At 51.9% G+C, this 21,187-nt stretch carries 13 protein-coding genes and 1 pseudogene; 10 read left to right on the top strand and 4 right to left on the bottom strand.

All coding sequences use genetic code 11. The annotated features are described in order from the left end of the window. Window positions 1–123: 123 nt before the first annotated feature. The 9 genes from ftsK (at window position 124) to ABVN44_RS10470 (ending at window position 15,215) form a co-directional block, all read left to right on the top strand. Window positions 124–4,245 (top strand): DNA translocase FtsK, encoded by a 4,122-nt coding sequence (gene ftsK / locus ABVN44_RS10510; protein ID WP_048348889.1) that lies wholly within the window; start codon window positions 124–126, stop codon window positions 4,243–4,245. Window positions 4,246–4,387: 142 nt separating this feature from the next. Next, window positions 4,388–4,999, top strand: a complete 612-nt coding sequence (gene lolA, locus ABVN44_RS10505) for an outer membrane lipoprotein chaperone LolA (RefSeq protein WP_001519746.1) — start codon at window positions 4,388–4,390, stop codon at window positions 4,997–4,999. Between the two features lie 9 nt (window positions 5,000–5,008). Beyond that, window positions 5,009–6,352, top strand: coding sequence for a replication-associated recombination protein RarA (gene rarA / locus ABVN44_RS10500; protein WP_023232101.1), 1,344 nt, complete (start codon window positions 5,009–5,011; stop codon window positions 6,350–6,352). 258 nt (window positions 6,353–6,610) lie between these two features. Then, window positions 6,611–7,903, top strand: coding sequence for a serine--tRNA ligase (gene serS, locus ABVN44_RS10495; RefSeq protein ID WP_000886697.1), 1,293 nt, complete (start codon window positions 6,611–6,613; stop codon window positions 7,901–7,903). Window positions 7,904–8,140: 237 nt separating this feature from the next. Further along, window positions 8,141–10,585: a dimethylsulfoxide reductase subunit A gene (gene dmsA / locus ABVN44_RS10490; RefSeq protein ID WP_000850250.1), complete on the top strand. Its 2,445-nt coding sequence runs from the start codon at window positions 8,141–8,143 to the stop codon at window positions 10,583–10,585. A gap of 10 nt (window positions 10,586–10,595) precedes the next feature. Continuing rightward, window positions 10,596–11,213: a dimethylsulfoxide reductase iron-sulfur subunit DmsB gene (gene dmsB, locus ABVN44_RS10485; RefSeq protein WP_000213073.1), complete on the top strand. Its 618-nt coding sequence runs from the start codon at window positions 10,596–10,598 to the stop codon at window positions 11,211–11,213. 1 nt (window position 11,214) lies between these two features. Next, a complete protein-coding gene (locus tag ABVN44_RS10480; RefSeq protein ID WP_000534681.1) occupies window positions 11,215–12,078 on the top strand; it encodes a dimethyl sulfoxide reductase anchor subunit family protein in 864 nt (287 codons plus the stop codon). Between the two features lie 349 nt (window positions 12,079–12,427). Beyond that, a complete protein-coding gene (locus tag ABVN44_RS10475) occupies window positions 12,428–13,576 on the top strand; it encodes an MFS transporter (RefSeq protein WP_000109274.1) in 1,149 nt (382 codons plus the stop codon). 217 nt (window positions 13,577–13,793) lie between these two features. Continuing rightward, entirely contained in the window at window positions 13,794–15,215 is a 1,422-nt protein-coding gene (locus tag ABVN44_RS10470) for an APC family permease (RefSeq protein ID WP_001134264.1), read from the top strand. Window positions 15,216–15,506: 291 nt separating this feature from the next. On the opposite strand, the gene pflA is transcribed toward ABVN44_RS10470, so the two are convergent. Both pflA and ABVN44_RS10460 read right to left on the bottom strand, forming a co-directional pair. Then, a complete protein-coding gene (gene pflA, locus ABVN44_RS10465; RefSeq protein ID WP_000067928.1) occupies window positions 15,507–16,304 on the bottom strand; it encodes a pyruvate formate lyase 1-activating protein in 798 nt (265 codons plus the stop codon). A 118-nt stretch (window positions 16,305–16,422) separates the two neighbouring features. After that, window positions 16,423–16,748: pseudogene (locus ABVN44_RS10460) on the bottom strand (cytoplasmic protein). 130 nt (window positions 16,749–16,878) lie between these two features. Between ABVN44_RS10460 and sopD2 the strand changes: the two are divergent. Continuing rightward, window positions 16,879–17,838, top strand: coding sequence for a type III secretion system effector SopD2 (sopD2, locus tag ABVN44_RS10455; protein ID WP_048348816.1), 960 nt, complete (start codon window positions 16,879–16,881; stop codon window positions 17,836–17,838). Between the two features lie 72 nt (window positions 17,839–17,910). Here the strand turns inward: sopD2 and pflB are convergent, their stop codons facing one another. Further along, on the bottom strand, window positions 17,911–20,193 hold the full coding sequence (pflB, locus tag ABVN44_RS10450) for a formate C-acetyltransferase (protein WP_058109590.1): 2,283 nt from the start codon (window positions 20,191–20,193) through the stop codon (window positions 17,911–17,913). Window positions 20,194–20,252: 59 nt separating this feature from the next. Further along, window positions 20,253–21,110 carry a formate transporter FocA gene (gene focA, locus ABVN44_RS10445; RefSeq protein WP_000642539.1) on the bottom strand — a complete coding sequence of 286 codons (858 nt, stop codon included), beginning with the start codon at window positions 21,108–21,110 and terminating at the stop codon, window positions 20,253–20,255. Window positions 21,111–21,187 lie beyond the last annotated feature (77 nt).

Raw genomic sequence — 21,187 nt, 5'->3', positions numbered from 1 at the left:
TGCAAAATCGCTGTAGTTTGATTACACTCCTGTTAATCCATACAGCAACAGTGCCGGGGCAACCCGGTGCTGTTGTCCGTTTTAGCATCGGGCGGGAAAAGCCTGGAACCTGGAGAGCCTTTTTTGAGCCAGGAATATACTGAAGACAAAGACGTCACATTGACGAAGTTAAGCAGCGGGCGCCGACTTCTGGAAGCGTTGTTGATACTTATTGCCCTTTTTGCCGTCTGGTTGATGGCGGCCTTGTTGAGCTTTAACCCTTCGGACCCCAGTTGGTCGCAAACCGCCTGGCATGAACCCATCCATAATTTAGGCGGCGCGCCGGGCGCGTGGCTGGCCGATACACTGTTCTTTATTTTTGGCGTAATGGCCTACACCATCCCTGTCATTATTGTCGGCGGGTGTTGGTTTGCGTGGCGTCATCAGTCTACGGATGATTACATCGACTATTTTGCTGTGTCGCTACGCCTTATCGGCGTGCTGGCGCTGATTCTCACTTCCTGCGGTCTGGCGGCCATTAATGCCGACGATATCTGGTATTTCGCCTCCGGCGGCGTAATTGGCAGCCTGTTAAGCACCACGCTGCAGCCGTTGTTGCATAGTAGCGGCGGAACGATAATGCTTCTCTGTATTTGGGCTGCCGGGCTGACGCTCTTTACCGGCTGGTCCTGGGTCAGTATCGCCGAAAAATTAGGCGGCTGGCTGCTTAATATACTGACCTTCGCCAGCAACCGTACCCGGCGTGATGATACGTGGGTTGACGACGAAGAGTATGATGACGAATACGATGAAGAAACCGACGGCGTGCAGCGTGAATCTCGCCGGGCGCGTATTTTGCGCGGCGCGTTGGCGCGTCGTAAGCGACTGGCTGAAAAATTCAGCAATCCACGGGGCCGTCAGACCGATGCCGCGCTCTTTTCCGGCAAACGGATGGATGATGACGAGGACATTCAGTATAGCGCGCGCGGCGTCGCTGCCGATCCCGACGACGTTCTGTTTTCGGGCAACCGTGCGACGCAGCCGGAATATGATGAATATGATCCGCTGTTAAACGGCCATTCTGTCACCGAACCGGTCGCCGCCGCTGCGGCTGCAACCGCCGTCACCCAGACGTGGGCAGCGTCCGCCGATCCCATAATGCAAACGCCGCCCATGCCGGGGGCTGAGCCGGTTGTCGCGCAACCGACCGTGGAGTGGCAGCCCGTACCGGGGCCGCAAACCGGCGAACCGGTTATCGCGCCTGCGCCGGAGGGGTATCAGCCGCATCCGCAATATGCTCAACCGCAGGAGGCGCAAAGTGCGCCGTGGCAGCAACCTGTGCCTGTCGCTTCCGCGCCGCAATACGCCGCGACGCCAGCGACCGCAGCAGAATATGACTCTCTTGCGCCGCAGGAAACACAGCCGCAATGGCAGGCGCCGGATGCCGAACAACACTGGCAGCCGGAGCCGACCCATCAGCCGACGCCGGTTTATCAGCCGGAGCCGATAGCGGCTGAACCTTCCCACATGCCGCCGCCGGTTATCGAACAGCCGGTTACCACCGAGCCTGAACCTGGCATAGAAGAGACCAGACCCGCCCGTCCTCCGCTTTACTATTTTGAAGAGGTGGAAGAGAAACGCGCCCGTGAACGCGAACAACTGGCGGCATGGTATCAACCGATTCCGGAGCCGGTAAAAGAGAACGTGCCGGTCAAACCTACGGTATCTGTCGCGCCGTCCATACCGCCAGTGGAAGCGGTAGCCGCCGCCGCGTCGCTTGACGCAGGTATTAAGAGTGGCGCCCTGGCAGCAGGCGCCGCGGCCGCGGCGCCTGCATTTGGTCTGGCTACCGGCGGCGCGCCGCGTCCGCAGGTGAAAGAGGGAATTGGTCCACAACTGCCGCGTCCGAACCGCGTTCGCGTGCCGACCCGACGGGAACTGGCGTCGTACGGTATTAAGCTGCCGTCACAGAGGATTGCAGAAGAAAAAGCCCGCGAGGCGGAGCGCAATCAGTACGAGACGGGCGTGCAGCTAACCGATGAAGAAATAGATGCAATGCATCAGGACGAGTTAGCCCGTCAGTTTGCGCAGTCGCAGCAGCATCGTTATGGTGAGACGTATCAGCACGATACTCAACAGGCAGAAGATGACGATACCGCTGCGGAAGCTGAATTAGCCCGCCAGTTTGCCGCTTCGCAACAGCAGCGCTATTCCGGCGAGCAACCCGCTGGCGCGCAGCCGTTCTCACTGGACGATCTGGATTTCTCGCCAATGAAAGTATTGGTTGATGAAGGTCCGCACGAACCGCTGTTCACGCCGGGTGTCATGCCCGAGTCAACGCCTGTTCAGCAACCGGTAGCGCCGCAGCCGCAGCCACAGTACCAGCAGCCGCAACAGCCGGTAGCGCCGCAGCCGCAGTATCAGCAGCCGCAGCAGCCGGTAGCACCGCAGCCGCAGTATCAGCAGCCGCAACAGCCGGTAGCGCCGCAGCCGCAGTATCAGCAGTCGCAGCAGCCGGTAGCGCCGCAGCCGCAATATCAGCAGCCGCAACAGCCGGTAGCGCCGCAGCCGCAGTATCAGCAGCCGCAACAGCCGGTAGCGCCGCAGCCACAGTATCAGCAGCCGCAACAGCCGGTAGCGCCGCAGCCGCAGTACCAGCAGCCGCAACAGCCGGTAGCGCCGCAACCACAGTATCAGCAGCCGCAACAGCCGACAGCGCCGCAAGACAGCCTGATCCACCCGCTGTTGATGCGTAACGGCGACAGTCGTCCATTACAGCGTCCGACGACGCCGCTGCCTTCGTTAGATCTTCTGACGCCGCCGCCGAGCGAAGTTGAACCGGTAGATACCTTTGCGCTGGAACAAATGGCGCGTCTGGTTGAAGCGCGCCTGGCGGATTTCCGCATTAAAGCTGATGTGGTGAACTATTCGCCAGGCCCGGTCATTACTCGCTTTGAACTGAATCTGGCCCCGGGCGTTAAAGCGGCGCGTATCTCCAACCTTTCCCGGGATCTGGCGCGCTCCTTGTCAACGGTAGCCGTACGTGTTGTGGAAGTCATTCCAGGCAAACCTTACGTAGGGTTGGAATTGCCGAACAAGAAACGGCAAACCGTTTATCTGCGCGAAGTGTTGGATAACGCTAAATTCCGCGAGAATCCGTCGCCGCTTACCGTGGTGTTAGGTAAGGATATCGCGGGCGATCCGGTAGTGGCGGATCTGGCGAAAATGCCTCACCTGCTGGTGGCCGGTACGACCGGTTCCGGTAAGTCGGTCGGGGTTAACGCCATGATCCTCAGTATGCTGTATAAAGCGCAGCCGGAAGACGTTCGCTTTATCATGATCGACCCGAAAATGTTAGAGCTCTCGGTCTATGAAGGTATACCGCATCTGCTGACAGAAGTTGTTACCGACATGAAAGACGCGGCTAACGCGTTACGCTGGAGCGTCAATGAGATGGAGCGTCGCTATAAGCTGATGTCCGCGCTCGGCGTGCGTAATCTGGCTGGGTATAACGAGAAAATCGCCGAAGCGGCCCGCATGGGGCGTCCGATTCCGGACCCGTACTGGAAGCCGGGCGACAGTATGGATGTTCAGCATCCGGTTCTGGAAAAACTGCCGTATATCGTGGTACTGGTTGATGAATTTGCCGACCTGATGATGACCGTCGGTAAAAAAGTTGAAGAGCTGATCGCGCGTCTGGCGCAGAAAGCGCGCGCCGCGGGGATTCACCTGGTACTGGCGACGCAGCGTCCGTCGGTCGATGTGATTACTGGTTTAATTAAAGCCAACATACCAACCCGTATCGCTTTTACCGTATCCAGTAAGATCGACTCCCGCACCATTCTTGATCAGGGTGGCGCTGAGTCGCTATTGGGAATGGGGGACATGCTCTATTCCGGACCAAACTCCACCATGCCGGTACGTGTCCATGGGGCGTTTGTGCGTGACCAGGAAGTCCATGCGGTGGTGCAGGACTGGAAAGCGCGCGGTCGTCCGCAATATGTGGATGGCATTACCTCCGACAGCGAAAGCGAAGGTGGCGGTGGCGGTTTTGACGGCGGCGAAGAATTAGATGCGCTATTCGATCAGGCCGTTAATTTCGTCACCCAGAAGCGTAAAGCGTCCATTTCCGGCGTTCAGCGTCAGTTCCGCATCGGCTATAACCGTGCGGCGCGTATTATCGAACAGATGGAAGCGCAGGGTATTGTCAGCGCTCAGGGGCATAACGGTAATCGTGAAGTGCTGGCTCCGCCGCCTTTTGAGTAAACCTATAAGCCGGATGGCGCTGTGCAGGCTGCCATCCGGTAACAAAATTCAGTATTTTCTTCTTTCCTCATGCTGATTTTTGGCCTGGAATAGAAAGCAAAAGGAGCTCCTGGTCGGGAGTGTCGAAACTTGAGGAATAATGATGAAAAAAATGGCAATCGCCTGTGCATTACTTTCAAGCGTTGTAGCCAGCAGCGTATGGGCTGACGCCGCCAGCTCTCTGAAAAGCCGTCTGGATAAAGTGAGCAGCTTTCATGCCACCTTTACTCAAAAAGTCACCGATGGCAGCGGTGCCGCGGTGCAGGAGGGACAGGGTGATTTATGGGTTAAGCGGCCAAATCTATTCAACTGGCATATGACGCAACCTGACGAGAGTATTCTGGTTTCTGACGGCAAAACGTTATGGTTCTATAACCCGTTTGTAGAACAGGCTACCGCCACGTGGTTGAAAGATGCCACCGGAAATACACCGTTTATGCTGATTGCCCGCAACCAGGCCAGCGACTGGCAGCAATATAATATTAAGCAGGATGGCGATAATTTTGTGCTGACGCCGAAAGCCAGCAACGGCAATCTGAAACAGTTCACCATCAATGTGGGACGCGACGGGACTATCCACCAGTTTAGCGCTGTAGAACAAGACGATCAGCGTAGCGCCTATCAGCTAAAATCCCAGCAAAACGGCGCTGTTGATCCGTCAAAATTTACGTTTACTCCGCCGCAAGGGGTAACGATAGACGACCAACGTAAGTAGAGGCGATGAGTGAGCAATCTGTCGCTCGATTTTTCTGATAATACGTTTCAACCGCTGGCCGCTCGAATGCGGCCGGAAAATTTAGCGCAGTATATCGGCCAGCAGCATTTGCTGGCCGCAGGTAAACCGTTGCCTCGCGCTATTGAGGCCGGGCATCTGCACTCCATGATTTTATGGGGGCCGCCAGGGACGGGGAAAACCACGCTCGCTGAAGTGATCGCCCGCTACGCCAGCGCCGATGTCGAGCGTATTTCCGCCGTCACTTCTGGGGTAAAAGAGATTCGCGAAGCTATTGAGCGCGCCCGCCAGAATCGTAATGCCGGACGCCGTACCATCCTGTTTGTTGATGAAGTGCATCGCTTTAACAAAAGCCAGCAGGACGCCTTTTTACCGCATATCGAAGATGGCACTATCACCTTTATCGGCGCGACCACGGAAAATCCCTCTTTTGAGCTGAACTCGGCGCTATTGTCGCGAGCGCGGGTCTATCTGCTGAAATCGTTGACCACTGACGATATCGAGCAAGTACTGGACCAGGCGATGCAGGACAAAACGCGTGGTTACGGCGATCAGGATATCGTGTTACCGGATAAGACACGGCGAGCGATTGCTGAGTTGGTCAATGGCGACGCGCGGCGCGCCTTAAATACGCTGGAAATGATGGCTGATATGGCGGAGGCGGATGACAGCGGCAAACGCGTTTTATTGCCCGCCTTGTTGACCGAGATCGCCGGCGAGCGCAGCGCGCGTTTTGATAACAAAGGCGATCGCTTCTACGATCTTATTTCCGCCTTACATAAATCAGTGCGCGGCAGCGCGCCGGATGCCGCCCTCTATTGGTATGCCCGTATCATTACCGCGGGAGGCGATCCGCTGTACGTGGCGCGTCGCTGCCTGGCGATTGCCTCGGAAGATGTGGGTAATGCCGATCCACGCGCGATGCAGGTCGCCATTGCCGCGTGGGATTGTTTCACCCGCGTCGGCCCGGCTGAAGGCGAAAGGGCGATCGCGCAGGCTATCGTTTATCTCGCCTGCGCGCCGAAGAGCAACGCCGTCTATACCGCCTTTAAGGCTGCGCTGGCCGACGCGCGCGAACGTCCTGATTATGACGTTCCTGTCCATCTGCGTAATGCGCCAACCAAACTGATGAAAGAGATGGGCTATGGCCAGGAGTACCGCTATGCCCACGATGAGCCCAATGCCTATGCTGCGGGTGAAGTGTACTTCCCGCCGGAAATCGCGCAAACGCGCTATTATCATCCGACAAATCGTGGTCTGGAAGGCAAGATTGGCGAAAAGCTCGCCTGGCTGGCTGAACAGGATCAAAATAGCCCCACAAAACGCTACCGCTAGTGTAAACGTTGCGGTAAGGTTATCTCTAAATATGATGCTCCAGGTATCATGGCGTTGATGATGAATCTCGTTATGCCTGATAGCACGTTGCTTATGAGGTCCGCGGGTATAGCGCAATGGATGCGTTGTTGCTGTCGTCGGTCAGGTAAGGCGAAAACGTCGCTATTACGTAAACGCGGTTTACGTTCATCAATACAATCAGAGGCGATCATCAATTGATCGCGTTTCCTTTTATTATTCGATAAGCACAGGATAAGCATGCTCGATCCCAATCTGCTGCGTAATGAGCCAGACGCAGTCGCTGAAAAACTGGCACGCCGGGGCTTTAAGCTGGATGTAGATAAGCTGCGCGCTCTTGAAGAGCGTCGTAAAGTTTTGCAGGTCAACACGGAAAACCTGCAGGCGGAGCGTAATTCTCGATCGAAATCCATCGGCCAGGCGAAAGCGCGCGGGGAAGATATTGAGCCTTTACGCCTGGAAGTGAATAAACTGGGCGAAGAGCTGGATGCGGCGAAAGCCGAGCTGGATACCTTGCTGGCGGAGATCCGCGATATCGCGCTGACCATCCCAAACCTGCCTGCGGATGAAGTGCCGGTAGGTAAAGATGAAAACGACAACGTTGAAGTCAGCCGCTGGGGTACCCCGCGTGAGTTTGATTTTGAAATCCGCGATCACGTCACCTTAGGGGAAATGCACTCCGGTCTCGACTTTGCCGCTGCGGTTAAGCTGACCGGCTCCCGTTTTGTGGTGATGAAAGGACAGATTGCGCGTATGCATCGCGCATTGTCGCAGTTCATGTTGGATCTGCATACGGAACAGCACGGCTATAGCGAAAACTACGTGCCGTATCTGGTTAACCACGACACGCTGTATGGCACCGGTCAACTGCCGAAATTCGCAGGCGACTTGTTCCATACCCGTCCGCTGGAAGAAGAAGCAGACAGCAGCAACTATGCTTTGATCCCGACGGCGGAGGTTCCGCTGACCAATCTGGTACGCGATGAAATCATCGACGAAGATCAGCTGCCGATTAAAATGACGGCGCATACGCCTTGTTTCCGTTCTGAAGCAGGTTCTTATGGCCGTGATACCCGTGGCCTGATTCGTATGCATCAGTTTGACAAAGTGGAAATGGTGCAGATCGTTCGCCCGGAAGATTCTATGGCTGCGTTGGAAGAGATGACCGGTCACGCGGAAAAAGTGCTCCAGCTACTGGGACTGCCGTACCGTAAAATTATTCTGTGCACTGGCGATATGGGCTTCGGCGCCTGCAAAACCTATGACCTCGAAGTCTGGGTTCCGGCGCAGAATACCTACCGCGAGATCTCTTCCTGCTCTAACGTCTGGGACTTCCAGGCGCGTCGTATGCAGGCACGCTGTCGCAGCAAGTCCGACAAAAAGACCCGTCTGGTCCATACCCTGAATGGTTCTGGTCTGGCGGTAGGTCGTACCCTGGTGGCCGTGATGGAAAACTATCAGCAGGCTGATGGCCGCATTGAAGTGCCGGAAGTATTACGTCCGTACATGAACGGACTGGAATATATCGGCTAATCCTCGCTTTCTTCTCTTCTAAAAAGCGCCTTCGGGCGCTTTTTTTATGCCAGTTTGATACCGGACAATAATCCCTACCCTATTAGGGGTAATACTGATTTCGAATGAAGGTCAGTTTTTAACACTATTTTTCTACTTTTTCGATATATATCAGACTTTATAGCGATGCTATCGCTATATAAAATTCTATACATCGTTTTATTGTTTTTTTTATTGTGAGCAGCAGAGTGAGCCCTTATGAAAACTAAGATCCCTGATGCCGTGCTGGCAGCCGAGGTGAGCCGTCGTGGTTTAGTCAAAACCACCGCGATAGGCGGCCTGGCGATGGCCAGTAGCGCATTTACCCTGCCATTTACCCGCATCGCTAACGCCGCAGAGGCAATAAGCCCGGCGAAAACCGGCGAGAAAGTCGTCTGGAGCGCCTGTACGGTAAACTGTGGCAGCCGTTGTCCGCTACGTATGCATGTTGTGGATGGCGAAATCAAATATGTTGAAACGGATAATACCGGAAACGATGATTACGATGGCCTGCACCAGGTTCGCGCCTGCCTGCGCGGTCGTTCTATGCGTCGTCGCGTCTATAACCCGGATCGGCTCAAGTATCCGATGAAGCGCGTCGGCGCGCGCGGCGAAGGTAAATTTGAGCGTATTAGCTGGGACGAAGCCTACGATATCATTGCCACCAATATGCAGCGTCTTATCAAAGAGTATGGCAACGAGTCCATTTATCTGAACTATGGCACGGGTACGCTGGGCGGCACTTTGACACGTTCATGGCCGCCGGGAAAAACGCTGGTCGCTCGTCTGATGAACTGCTGCGGCGGTTATCTTAACCACTACGGTGATTACTCTTCCGCGCAAATCGCAGCGGGTCTGAACTACACCTATGGCGGCTGGGCGGATGGCAATAGTCCATCCGACATTGAAAACAGTAAGCTGGTGGTGTTGTTTGGTAATAACCCTGGCGAAACCCGCATGAGCGGGGGCGGTGTAACCTATTACCTTGAACAGGCGCGGCAGAAATCAAACGCGCGGATGATCATTATCGATCCTCGTTACACCGACACCGGCGCCGGTCGCGAAGATGAGTGGATTCCGATTCGTCCAGGTACCGATGCGGCGCTGGTCAATGGTCTGGCATATGTCTTAATCACCGAGAACATGGTCGATCAGCCGTTCCTGGATAAATATTGCGTCGGTTATGACGAAAAAACCTTGCCTGCCAGCGCGCCGAAAAACGGTCACTACAAAGCCTATATTCTGGGCCAGGGTAAAGACGGTATTGCGAAGACGCCGGAGTGGGCGGCGCAAATTACCGGTATTCCGGCGGATCGCATTATTAAGCTGGCGCGAGAAATCGGCAGCGCTAAACCCGCCTATATTTGCCAGGGGTGGGGGCCACAGCGTCATGCTAATGGAGAAATCGCCACGCGCGCCATCTCGATGCTGGCGATCCTGACGGGTAATGTTGGGATTAACGGCGGTAACAGCGGCGCGCGCGAAGGGTCTTATGCCCTGCCATTTGAACGTATGCCCACGTTAGAAAACCCGGTTGAAACCAGCATCTCCATGTTTATGTGGACCGATGCCATTGAACGCGGCCCGGAAATGACAGCGTTGCGTGATGGCGTGCGGGGGAAAGATAAGCTGGACGTGCCGATCAAAATGATCTGGAACTATGCTGGCAACTGTTTGATTAACCAGCACTCTGAGATTAACCGCACCCACGAAATCCTGCAGGATGACAAGAAATGCGAAATGATCGTCGTTATCGACTGTCATATGACCTCGTCGGCAAAATACGCCGATATTCTGTTGCCTGATTGCACTGCTTCTGAGCAGATGGACTTTGCGCTGGATGCCTCCTGCGGAAACATGTCTTACGTTATCTTCACTGACCAGGCGATTAAACCGCGCTTCGAGTGTAAGACGATTTATGAGATGACCAGCGAACTGGCGAAACGTCTTGGCGTGGAACAACAGTTTACCGAAGGACGGACGCAAGAAGAGTGGATGCGTCATCTGTACGAACAGTCGCGTAAATCCATTCCGAATCTGCCCACCTTTGAGGAGTTCCGTAAGCAAGGCATCTTCAAACAGCGTGACCCCGAAGGCCACCATGTCGCCTATAAAGACTTCCGCGAAGATCCGCAAGCGAATCCACTTACAACGCCATCGGGCAAGATTGAAATCTATTCACAGGCGTTGGCGGATATCGCCGCCACCTGGGAGCTGCCGGAAGGCGACGTGATCGATCCATTACCGATCTACACGCCAGGTTTTGAAAACTATAACGATCCGCTAACGGATAAATTCCCGCTGCAGTTGACGGGTTTCCACTATAAAGCGCGTGTGCATTCCACTTATGGCAACGTAGACGTACTGAAAGCCGCCTGTCGCCAGGAAATGTGGATTAACCCAATGGATGCGCAGAAACGCGGTATCAACAATGGCGATAAAGTCCGCATCTTCAACGATCGCGGCGAAGTACATATCGAGGCTAAAGTGACGCCGCGCATGATGCCGGGTGTGGTCGCCCTGGGAGAAGGCGCATGGTATGACCCGGATGCAAAACGCGTGGATCAGGGCGGATGTATTAACGTACTGACGACCCAACGTCCTTCTCCGCTGGCGAAGGGGAACCCGTCACATACGAACCTCGTTCAGGTTGAAAAGGCGTAAGGAGTAACCGATGACAACCCAGTATGGATTTTTTATTGATTCCAGCCGTTGCACCGGTTGCAAAACCTGCGAACTGGCCTGCAAGGACTACAAAGATTTGACCCCGGATGTCAGCTTCCGCCGCATTTATGAGTATGCGGGCGGCGACTGGCAGGAAGATAATGGCGTCTGGCACCAGAACGTCTTTGCCTACTATCTCTCCATCTCCTGTAACCACTGCGAAGACCCGGCCTGTACCAAAGTCTGCCCGAGCGGCGCGATGCACAAGCGCGATGACGGTTTTGTGGTGGTGAACGAAGAGGTCTGTATCGGTTGCCGCTACTGCCACATGGCCTGCCCGTACGGCGCGCCGCAGTACAACGAGGCCAAAGGTCATATGACCAAGTGCGACGGCTGTTATGACCGGGTGGCGGAAGGCAAGAAACCGATCTGCGTCGAATCCTGTCCGCTGCGGGCGCTGGATTTCGGCCCGATAGACGAACTGCGCAAAAAACACGGTGAGCTGGCTGCCGTCGCGCCGTTGCCGCGCGCGCATTTCACGAAGCCGAATATTGTGATTAAACCCAACGCCAACAGCCGCCCGACCGGGGACACCACCGGTTATCTGGCCAATCCGAAGGAGGTATAAGATGGGAAGTGGATGGCATGAATGGCCGTTGATGATCTTCACGGTCTTTGGTCAGTGCGTGGCCGGTGGTTTTATTGTTCTGGCTCTGGCGCTGATGAAGGGCGACCTGCGCGCGGAAACGCAGCAGCGGGTGATCGCCTGTATGTTTGGTCTGTGGGTGCTGATGGGGATTGGCTTTATCGCCTCGATGCTGCATCTGGGCTCGCCGATGCGCGCGTTTAACTCGCTTAACCGCGTGGGTGCTTCCGCACTGAGCAATGAAATTGCCAGCGGCTCGGTGTTTTTTGCGGTCGGCGGGATTGGCTGGCTGCTGGCGGTACTGAAAAAGCTGCCGCCGGCACTGCGCACACTCTGGCTGATTATCACGATGGTACTGGGCGTCGTCTTCGTCTGGATGATGGTACGCGTCTATAACAGCATCGATACAGTACCGACCTGGTATAGCGTCTGGACGCCGCTGGGCTTCTTCCTGACGCTCTTTATGGGTGGCCCGCTACTGGGTTATCTGCTGCTGCGCATCGCGGGCGTGAACGGTTGGGCGATGCGTCTGTTGCCTGCGGTTTCGGTGCTGGCGCTGGTGGTTATTGCCATTATGGTGGCCATGCAGGGCGCGGAACTGGCGACGATTCACAGTTCCATTCAGCAGGCGTCTGCTCTGGTGCCGGATTATGGTTCCCTGATGGCCTGGCGTATGGTGCTGCTTGCGGCGGCGTTGTGCTGCTGGATTGTGCCACAGTTAAAAGGGTATCAACCTGCGGTACCGTTGCTCTCTGTCGCCTTCATTCTGATGCTGGCGGGGGAATTGATTGGCCGCGGCGTATTCTATGGGCTGCATATGACCGTGGGCATGGCGGTAGCCAGCTAACGCGTTGACGCGCATTCGGCCTGCAGAACGTGCAGGCCGAATGCGTCTTTAGCCGCCATCAATCTAAGGAATATAACCGGGGCGTAGAAGACGCATATAAATCCATAGAGAAGAAAACGAAGCTAAAGGAACCATGAAATTTTTCGACTGAACAAAACGCCGATTTTGCGGGTTAGATCAATAAAAACAAGGGGATGAATTTTTAGCCTTTCAATATATTCACGTGCAGAATAAGTAAATCAAATCGATAGTCTCAAAACTTGCGGATCGCCCATGCGGAGCCGATTGACAATGTTTTTGGCGATGGCATGATGCGCATGAAATTTGAACTTCCTCACGGTTTTTATTCATGTCCACCTATACCCGTCCCGTCATGCTTTTGCTGTGCGGGCTACTTTTGTTGACCCTGGCCATTGCGGTACTGAATACGCTTGTGCCGCTGTGGCTTGCTCAGGCAAACCTTCCGACCTGGCAGGTGGGGATGGTCAGCTCGTCTTATTTTACCGGCAATCTGGTCGGGACGTTATTTACCGGGTATTTAATTAAACGCATTGGGTTTAACCGTAGCTATTATCTTGCCTCGCTGATCTTCGCCGCGGGTTGTGTCGGGTTGGGGGTGATGGTGGGGTTCTGGAGCTGGATGAGCTGGCGTTTTATTGCCGGTATCGGCTGCGCTATGATTTGGGTGGTTGTCGAGAGCGCGTTGATGTGCAGCGGAACCTCGCATAATCGCGGGCGCCTGCTTGCTGCCTATATGATGGTCTATTACATGGGGACCTTCCTTGGACAATTATTGGTCAGTAAAGTATCTGGTGAATTGCTGCACGTCCTTCCCTGGGTGACCGGAATGATTCTGGCGGGAATTCTGCCGCTACTCTTTACCCGAATTGTAAATCAGCAAACGCAGACACGTCATTCCTCTTCTATTAGCGCCATGCTGAAGCTACGCCAGGCGCGTCTTGGCGTGAATGGTTGTATTATTTCCGGCATTGTTCTTGGTTCATTATATGGTCTGATGCCGTTATATCTGAAGCATCAGGGGATGGCTAACGCCAGCATCGGTTTCTGGATGGCGGTGCTGGTGAGCGCCGGTATTTTGGGGCAATGGCCAATGGGACGTCTGGCGGACAAATTTGGTCGCTTGCTGGTATTACGCGTACAGGTATTCGTTGTCATACTCGGCAGTATTGCCATGTTAACCCAGGCGGCGATGGCGCCAGCTCTGTTTATTCTGGGGGCGGCGGGTTTTACGCTTTATCCTGTTGCAATGGCCTGGGCCTGTGAAAAAGTCGAACACCACCAGCTTGTGGCAATGAACCAGGCGCTGTTGTTAAGTTATACGGTAGGGAGCCTGTTGGGGCCGTCTTTTGCTGCGATGTTAATGCAGAATTATTCAGATAATCTGCTGTTTATTATGATCGCCAGCGTATCGTTTATTTATCTGCTGATGCTGTTACGTAACGCCGGCCAGACGCCCAATCCTGTCGCCCACATCTAACTGTTCTCTGAATCGTATGCAGGACGTGAGTCTTGCATACTCTTTGTTTATGTTTTACGTAAAATAATTGACCTGCATAATTTTCTTGCTTTACTGAAAAATAAAATGTGCCGAAGGTTATAATTTTGCGTTCCTCTATTTTCTCTCTTCGTCTTTACCGCGCATAATCCCCCGCTTCATTTATAGTAATAGCATTGTGTTCACGAAGGATCGCGTTATGCCGAATGTGCAGGAAAAACAGTTGCGATGGTACAACATCGCCCTGATGTCGTTTATTACCGTTTGGGGATTCGGCAATGTTGTCAATAACTATGCTAACCAGGGGTTAGTGGTTGTCTTCTCCTGGGTGTTTATTTTTGCGCTCTATTTTATTCCTTATGCCTTAATCGTGGGGCAACTGGGCTCAACCTTCAAAGAGGGAAAAGGGGGCGTCAGTACCTGGATTAAGCATACGATGGGGCCGGGGTTGGCTTACCTTGCGGCATGGACCTATTGGGTCGTGCATATTCCCTACCTGGCGCAAAAGCCGCAGGCGATACTCATTGCATTGGGATGGGCTTTAAAAGGCGACGGCTCGTTGATAAAAGAATATACCGTCGTTGCCTTGCAGGGGCTGACGCTGGCATTGTTTGTTTTCTTTATGTGGGTTGCTTCCAGGGGGATGAAATCGCTAAAGGTTGTGGGGTCTGTGGCCGGGATTGCCATGTTTATCATGTCAATTTTATATGTTGTGATGGCAGTGACCGCGCCAGCAATTACAAACGTTGAAATTGCGACCACTAACATCACCTGGCAGTCATTTATTCCTCATATCGATTTTACCTATATCACCACCATCTCTATGTTGGTCTTTGCGGTTGGTGGGGCAGAGAAGATCTCGCCTTACGTTAACCAGACGCGGAATCCAGGAAAAGAATTTCCGAAGGGGATGCTCTTTTTAGCCGTCATGGTTGCGGTCTGCGCTATCCTCGGTTCGTTGGCGATGGGAATGATGTTTGATTCCCGGCATATACCTGACGATTTAATGACCAATGGGCAATATTATGCATTCCAGAAATTGGGTGAGTATTACCATATGGGTAATTCATTAATGGTGATTTATGCCATTGCCAATACTCTGGGGCAAATCGCCGCGCTGGTGTTTTCTATTGATGCGCCACTGAAAGTCTTACTGGGTGATGCAGACAGTAAATATATCCCGCAGCGCTTATGTCGTACTAACGCTTCAGGTACACCAGTTAACGGTTATTTGCTGACATTAGTGTTGGTCGCTATCTTGATTATGTTGCCAACGCTTGGCATCGGCGATATGAACAACCTGTACAAATGGCTGCTTAATCTCAACTCAGTTGTTATGCCGCTGCGCTATCTGTGGGTATTTGTCGCCTTTATTGCCGTCATTCGACTGGCGCAAAAGTACAAACCCGAATATGTGTTTATTCGCAACCGGGCGTTGGCGTTAACTGTGGGGATATGGTGTTTTGCCTTCACCGCGTTTGCCTGCCTTACCGGTATTTTCCCCAAAATGGAGGCGTTCACACCGGAGTGGACATTCCAGCTGACGTTGAACATCGTGACGCCTTTTGTCCTGGTTGGGTTGGGATTAATTTTCCCATTGCTGGCGCGTAGAAACACATAACGACGCTCTTTTCCACGGCGCTCCTGTCAGGCGAGCGCCTTTTAAGGTTACAGGTGCCTGGGTTCCAGGCGGAGACCACGGTATTAACAGGCGCCGGGGCAGCAATAGTTGTCAGACCTTCAACCCAGCAGCAGATAAGCGACTCTGTATTTAATACCAGGTAAGCGCAATATTGTTAACAAGGCCTGTCTGACGGCGGGGTCGGGTATTTTAGCGGTAAGAGCGTTACCCAGACAGCAAAACGGCTACCGTCATGGGTAGCCGTTTAAAAGCGGGTAAGATAGCAGGCGATTAATACATCACTTTATGACCATACTGCTCAAGAATACCCTTTACACGTTCCATGGTCTCTTTTTTAGGCGGCTTCACGCCATCCAGTTTATATTCTTCGCCCATTGCCACCCATTTATGTTTGCCCAGCTCATGATAGGGCAGCAGTTCGATTTTTTCGACATTACCCATATCGCGGGTAAACTCGCCCAGGCGATGCGCGGAATCATCGTCGTCAGACCAGCCGGGAACGACAACGTAACGGATCCAGACCTTCACATTTTTCTTTGATAAATACTGCGCGAATTCCAGCGTCCGGTGATTAGAGACACCGACCAGATTCTGGTGGATCTCATCATTCATCTGCTTGAGATCGAGCATCACCAGATCGGTAACGTCCAGCAGTTCATCAATCACCGGGTCATAACGGCGCACAAAGCCGTTGGTGTCGAGACAGGTGTGGATACCTTCTTTTTTACAGGCGCGAAACCAGTCGCGTACAAATTCTGCCTGCAAAATGGCCTCGCCGCCGGATGCCGTCACGCCGCCGCCAGAAGCATTCATAAAATGCCGATAGGTCACCACCTCTTTCATTAAGTCTTCAACGGTGATTTCTTTACCGCCATGCGTATCCCATGTGTCGCGGTTATGGCAATACAGGCAGCGCATCAGGCAGCCCTGGAAAAAGGTAATAAAGCGGATGCCTGGGCCATCAACGGTGCCACAGGACTCAAAGGAGTGAATGCGACCAATAACCGGCTTTTTATCAGCAGTTACTGCAACACTTTCATTTGTAATACAATCGGTTAAGTTACTCATATCGCTTCGGTTAGCTCTAAATAACATGGGGTTTATGGACACATTCCGGGCATGTTGAGCACCCTGGTAAGGGGGTTGCATCCTGTAAAAAAGCGGTACTGCGAGCGTAAATTTTGGACTACAGAATGTGTGGCTGTTCCAGAATGTGCTGCAATGGAGCTATTTTACCTCTATTCAGTATAAAATATACGGCAAATCTATGCTGCATAACTCGCACCGCCAGAAATTCTGGCTCATTCATCAGCTCGTAACGCCCGAACCGCAATACATACTGTAAGTGTATCATCCGTAGCGTCCTGGTTTTGCTGTTTATGATCCGCCTCTTTTTTCGAATGGTTGGCACTGTTTTGTTGTGGTCAGAACGAAAATAATTCTCAACATAATTCAGATGCGTCCAAAGAACGTTACGCCTGTCCAGCGCCTGGCGTTGCATTCAACGCGCAATCAGGTGTAAATCTGATGTTATTTCTAAACCCGGACTGATTCAATCTCTTAAATAGAGTGTGGTTTTAATCAAAAAATGAGAGCAACGGATTGGATTTTGCTTTCGCGGTAAATAATCAAAGGAGTTATTATGCCAGTTACGTTAAGTTTTGGTAATCGTCATAACTATGAAGTTAATACTTCACGGCTAACCCGTTTGATGAGTCCTGATAAAGAAGAAGCGCTATACATGGGGGTATGGGATAGATTTAAGGACTGCTTCAGAACACACAAAAAAAAAGAGGTGCTGGAGGTATTATATACACTCATCCATGGATGTGAACGTGAAAATCAAGCTGAACTTAATGTTGATATAACCGGCATGGAGAAGATACATGCCTTTACACAATTAAAACAATATGCTAATCCATCTCAACAAGAGCGCTTTGTTATGCGTTTTGATATGAATCAGACACAAGTTTTATTTGAGATTGATGGCCAGGTTATTGATAAATGTAATTTGCATCGTCTCCTCAACGTCTCAGAAAACTGTATTTTTAAAGTGATGGAAGACGATGAAGTAGAGTTGTTTTTTAAAGTATGTATTAAGTATGGAGAAAAAATTGCTCGCTATCCAGAATTATTAGAAGGCTTTGCTAATGAACTTAAAGATGCAGTTAATGAGGATGATGACATTAAGGATGAAGTTTATAAGCTTATGCGATCTGGAGAAGATCGAAAAATGGCATGTGTTCAATGGAATGGTACGCTTACTGAAGAGGAGATGAACAAACTATGCTGTCTTCAAATGGGGTCTTTTAGTATTGCTACCCAATTTTTTAAAATAGGTTACTGGGAATTAGAAGGGGAAGTCCTGTTTGATATGGTTCATCCAATACTTAGCTATCTGCTACAAGCATATAAACCGTCATTGTTACCTGATTTAATAGAAACTAACACCATGCTGTTTTCTGATGTATTAAATAAGGATTATAATGAGTATCAAAATAATAAAAGAGAAATTGATGCTATTCTGAGAAGAATATATAGATCACATAATAACACTTTATTTATAAGTGACGGTTCTGGTTGTCGCAATATGCTTATATAAAAAATTAAAAAGGCTCCACTGACATGGAGCCTTTTTTGTACGCTTTTTATAGCGTAATTTCAGTCAAACCCATTACATGGTCTGCGTGAAGGTACGAGTAATAACGTCCTGCTGCTGTTCTTTCGTCAGGGAGTTAAAACGTACTGCGTAACCAGATACACGGATGGTCAGCTGCGGATATTTTTCCGGATGTTCCATCGCGTCCAGCAGCATTTCACGGTTCATGACGTTGACGTTCAGGTGCTGACCGCCTTCGATGGACGCTTCGTGGTGGAAGTAACCATCCATCAGACCTGCCAGGTTAGTCTTACGAACTTCGTCGTCTTTACCCAGTGCGTTCGGAACGATAGAGAAGGTATAAGAAATACCATCTTTCGCGTAAGCAAACGGCAGTTTAGCAACGGAGGTCAGAGAAGCGACAGCGCCTTTCTGGTCACGACCGTGCATCGGGTTAGCACCTGGTCCGAACGGCGCGCCAGCGCGACGACCATCCGGGGTGTTACCGGTTTTCTTACCATACACAACGTTAGAAGTGATGGTCAGAACAGACTGCGTCGGGATAGCGCCACGGTAGGTGGTCAGTTTCTGAATTTTCTTCATGAAACGTTCTACCAGGTCAACCGCCATGTCATCTACACGAGCGTCGTTGTTACCAAACTGCGGGTATTCGCCTTCGATTTCGAAGTCGATAGCCAGACCATCTTCGTCACGAATCGGTTTAACTTTCGCATATTTGATAGCAGACAGGGAGTCAGCCGCAACGGACAGACCAGCGATACCACACGCCATGGTGCGGATAACGTCACGGTCGTGCAGCGCCATCAGAGAGGCTTCGTAGCTGTACTTGTCGTGCATGTAGTGGATAACGTTCAGCGCGGTGACATACTGTTTAGCCAGCCAGTCCATGAAGTGATCCATGCGATCCATCACTTCGTCGAAGTTCAGAACATCGCCTTTGATCGGTTCGGATTTCGGACCAACCTGCATTTTCAGTTTTTCATCAACGCCGCCGTTGATTGCGTACAGCATGGTTTTCGCCAGGTTTGCACGCGCGCCGAAGAACTGCATTTGTTTACCAACGATCATCGGGCTTACGCAGCATGCGATAGCGTAGTCATCGTTGTTGAAGTCCGGACGCATCAGGTCATCGTTCTCGTACTGCAGAGAAGAGGTGTCGATGGAGACTTTAGCGGCGAATTTCTTGAAGTTCAGCGGCAGTTTTTCAGACCACAGAACGGTGATGTTCGGCTCCGGAGACGGCCCCATGGTGTACAGGGTGTTCAGGAAGCGGAAGCTGTTTTTGGTGACCAGAGTACGGCCATCAACGCCCATACCACCGATAGATTCGGTTGCCCAAATCGGGTCGCCGGAGAACAGTTCATCATATTCAGGAGTACGCAGGAAGCGAACCATACGCAATTTCATGACCAGGTGGTCAATCATTTCCTGTGCGTCTTGCTCGGTGATTTTGCCTGCTTTCAGGTCACGTTCGATGTACGCATCCAGGAAGGTGGATACACGACCGAAGGACATTGCTGCGCCGTTCTGAGATTTAACCGCAGCCAGGTAACCGAAGTAAGTCCACTGGATTGCTTCCTGAGCGTTAGTCGCCGGACCAGAGATATCGCAGCCGTATTTAGCCGCCATTTCTTTGATCTGACCCAGAGCGCGGTGCTGTTCAGCGATTTCTTCACGCAGACGGATAGTCGCTTCCAGATTTATGCCGTTTTCCAGATCGGATTGCAGAGACGTAAACTGTGCGAATTTGTCTTTCATCAGGTAGTCGATACCGTACAGCGCTACGCGACGGTAGTCACCGATGATACGACCACGGCCATACGCATCCGGCAGACCGGTCAGCACGCCGGATTTACGGCAACGCAGGATGTCCGGAGTATAAACGTCGAATACGCCCTGGTTGTGGGTCTTACGGTATTCGGTGAAGATTTTTTTGATCATTGGGTCCAGCTCGCGATTGTACGCTTTGCAGGAACCTTCAACCATTTTGATGCCGCCGAACGGGATAATCGCACGCTTCAGCGGAGCTTCAGTCTGCAGACCAACAATTTTCTCAAGCGCTTTGTTGATGTAGCCAGCGTCGTGAGAAGTGATGGTGGAAGCAACGGAGGTGTCAAAGTCAACAGGCGCGTGAGTGCGGTTTTCCTGTTTAACGCCTTCCATTACGCTGTCCCACAGCTTGGTGGTCGCGTCAGTAGCACCAGCCAGGAAGGACTCGTCACCCTCATACGGAGTGTAGTTTTTCTGAATGAAGTCACGGACGTTTACTTCATTCTGCCAGTCACCTTTGGTAAAACCTTCCCAGGCTGTGGCTAACTTTTCATTAAGCTCGGACATGTAACACCTACCTTCTTAAGTGGATTTTTTATTTACTGCGTGTAATGGGCATCAACAGATTAATGATGCTCGTTACCACGCAGGTAAATGACCCAGTATGTCAACCCGACCAACAAACCGCCGCCGATAATATTACCGATCGTGACCGGAATCAGGTTATCAGTGATGAAGCTCATCACGGTCAGGTGAGAAAAACTTTCCGGAGACGAACCAACCGCGGTCCAAAACTCCGGTGTAGCGAAATCGCGTATTACAATACCCATAGGAATCATAAACATGTTTGCGATACTGTGCTCAAAACCGCTGGCGACAAACATGGCGACGGGCAGTACCATGATGAACGCTTTGTCCATCAGGCTACGACCTGAGTAGCTCATCCACACGGCCAGACAAACCATCAGGTTCGCCAGAATACCGAGGCAGACAGCTTCAATAAAAGTGTGGTGCATTTTGTGGTCGGCGGTTTGCAGGACGTTAAGTCCCCATTGACCGTTGGCAGTCATATACTCGCCGGAAAGCCACATCAGTAACACGAAAAGCAGAGCGCCAATCAGGTTACCAAAATAGACGTTTAACCAGTTTTTAGCCAGTTGCCCCCAGGTGATGCGACCGCTAGCTTTAGCTACAACGATCAGAACAGTAGAGGTGAAAAGATCAGCGCCGCAAATAACACAGAGAATCAGTCCCAAAGAGAAACAGATACCCCCGATAAGTTTCGCCATACCATAAGGCATCGCGCCAGTACCGGTTGTCGCAGTAATATAAAAAACAAAGGCAATTGAAATGAATACGCCGGCGGTAATCGCTAGATAGAAAGTCTTAAGCGGATGTTTCGTTGCTTTATAGACGCCTGCTTCTTCAGCCACTTTGGCCATTGCTGCAGGGAGTAAAAGGTCAAAAGGGTTGTCAGCTTTCACACTAACTCTCTCTTTATTAAGTCGGCGACGAGATACTAACAAAGCATTATAGATGAGAATTTGATATAGATCATATC

Origin of the sequence: Salmonella sp. SJTUF15570 (genome assembly GCF_043357055.1) — a bacterium.
Classification (GTDB): Bacteria; Pseudomonadota; Gammaproteobacteria; order Enterobacterales; family Enterobacteriaceae; genus Salmonella; species Salmonella enterica.
The sequence above is the reverse complement of the archived record's forward strand: the minus strand, read 5'-3'. Positions and strand labels throughout refer to the sequence as shown.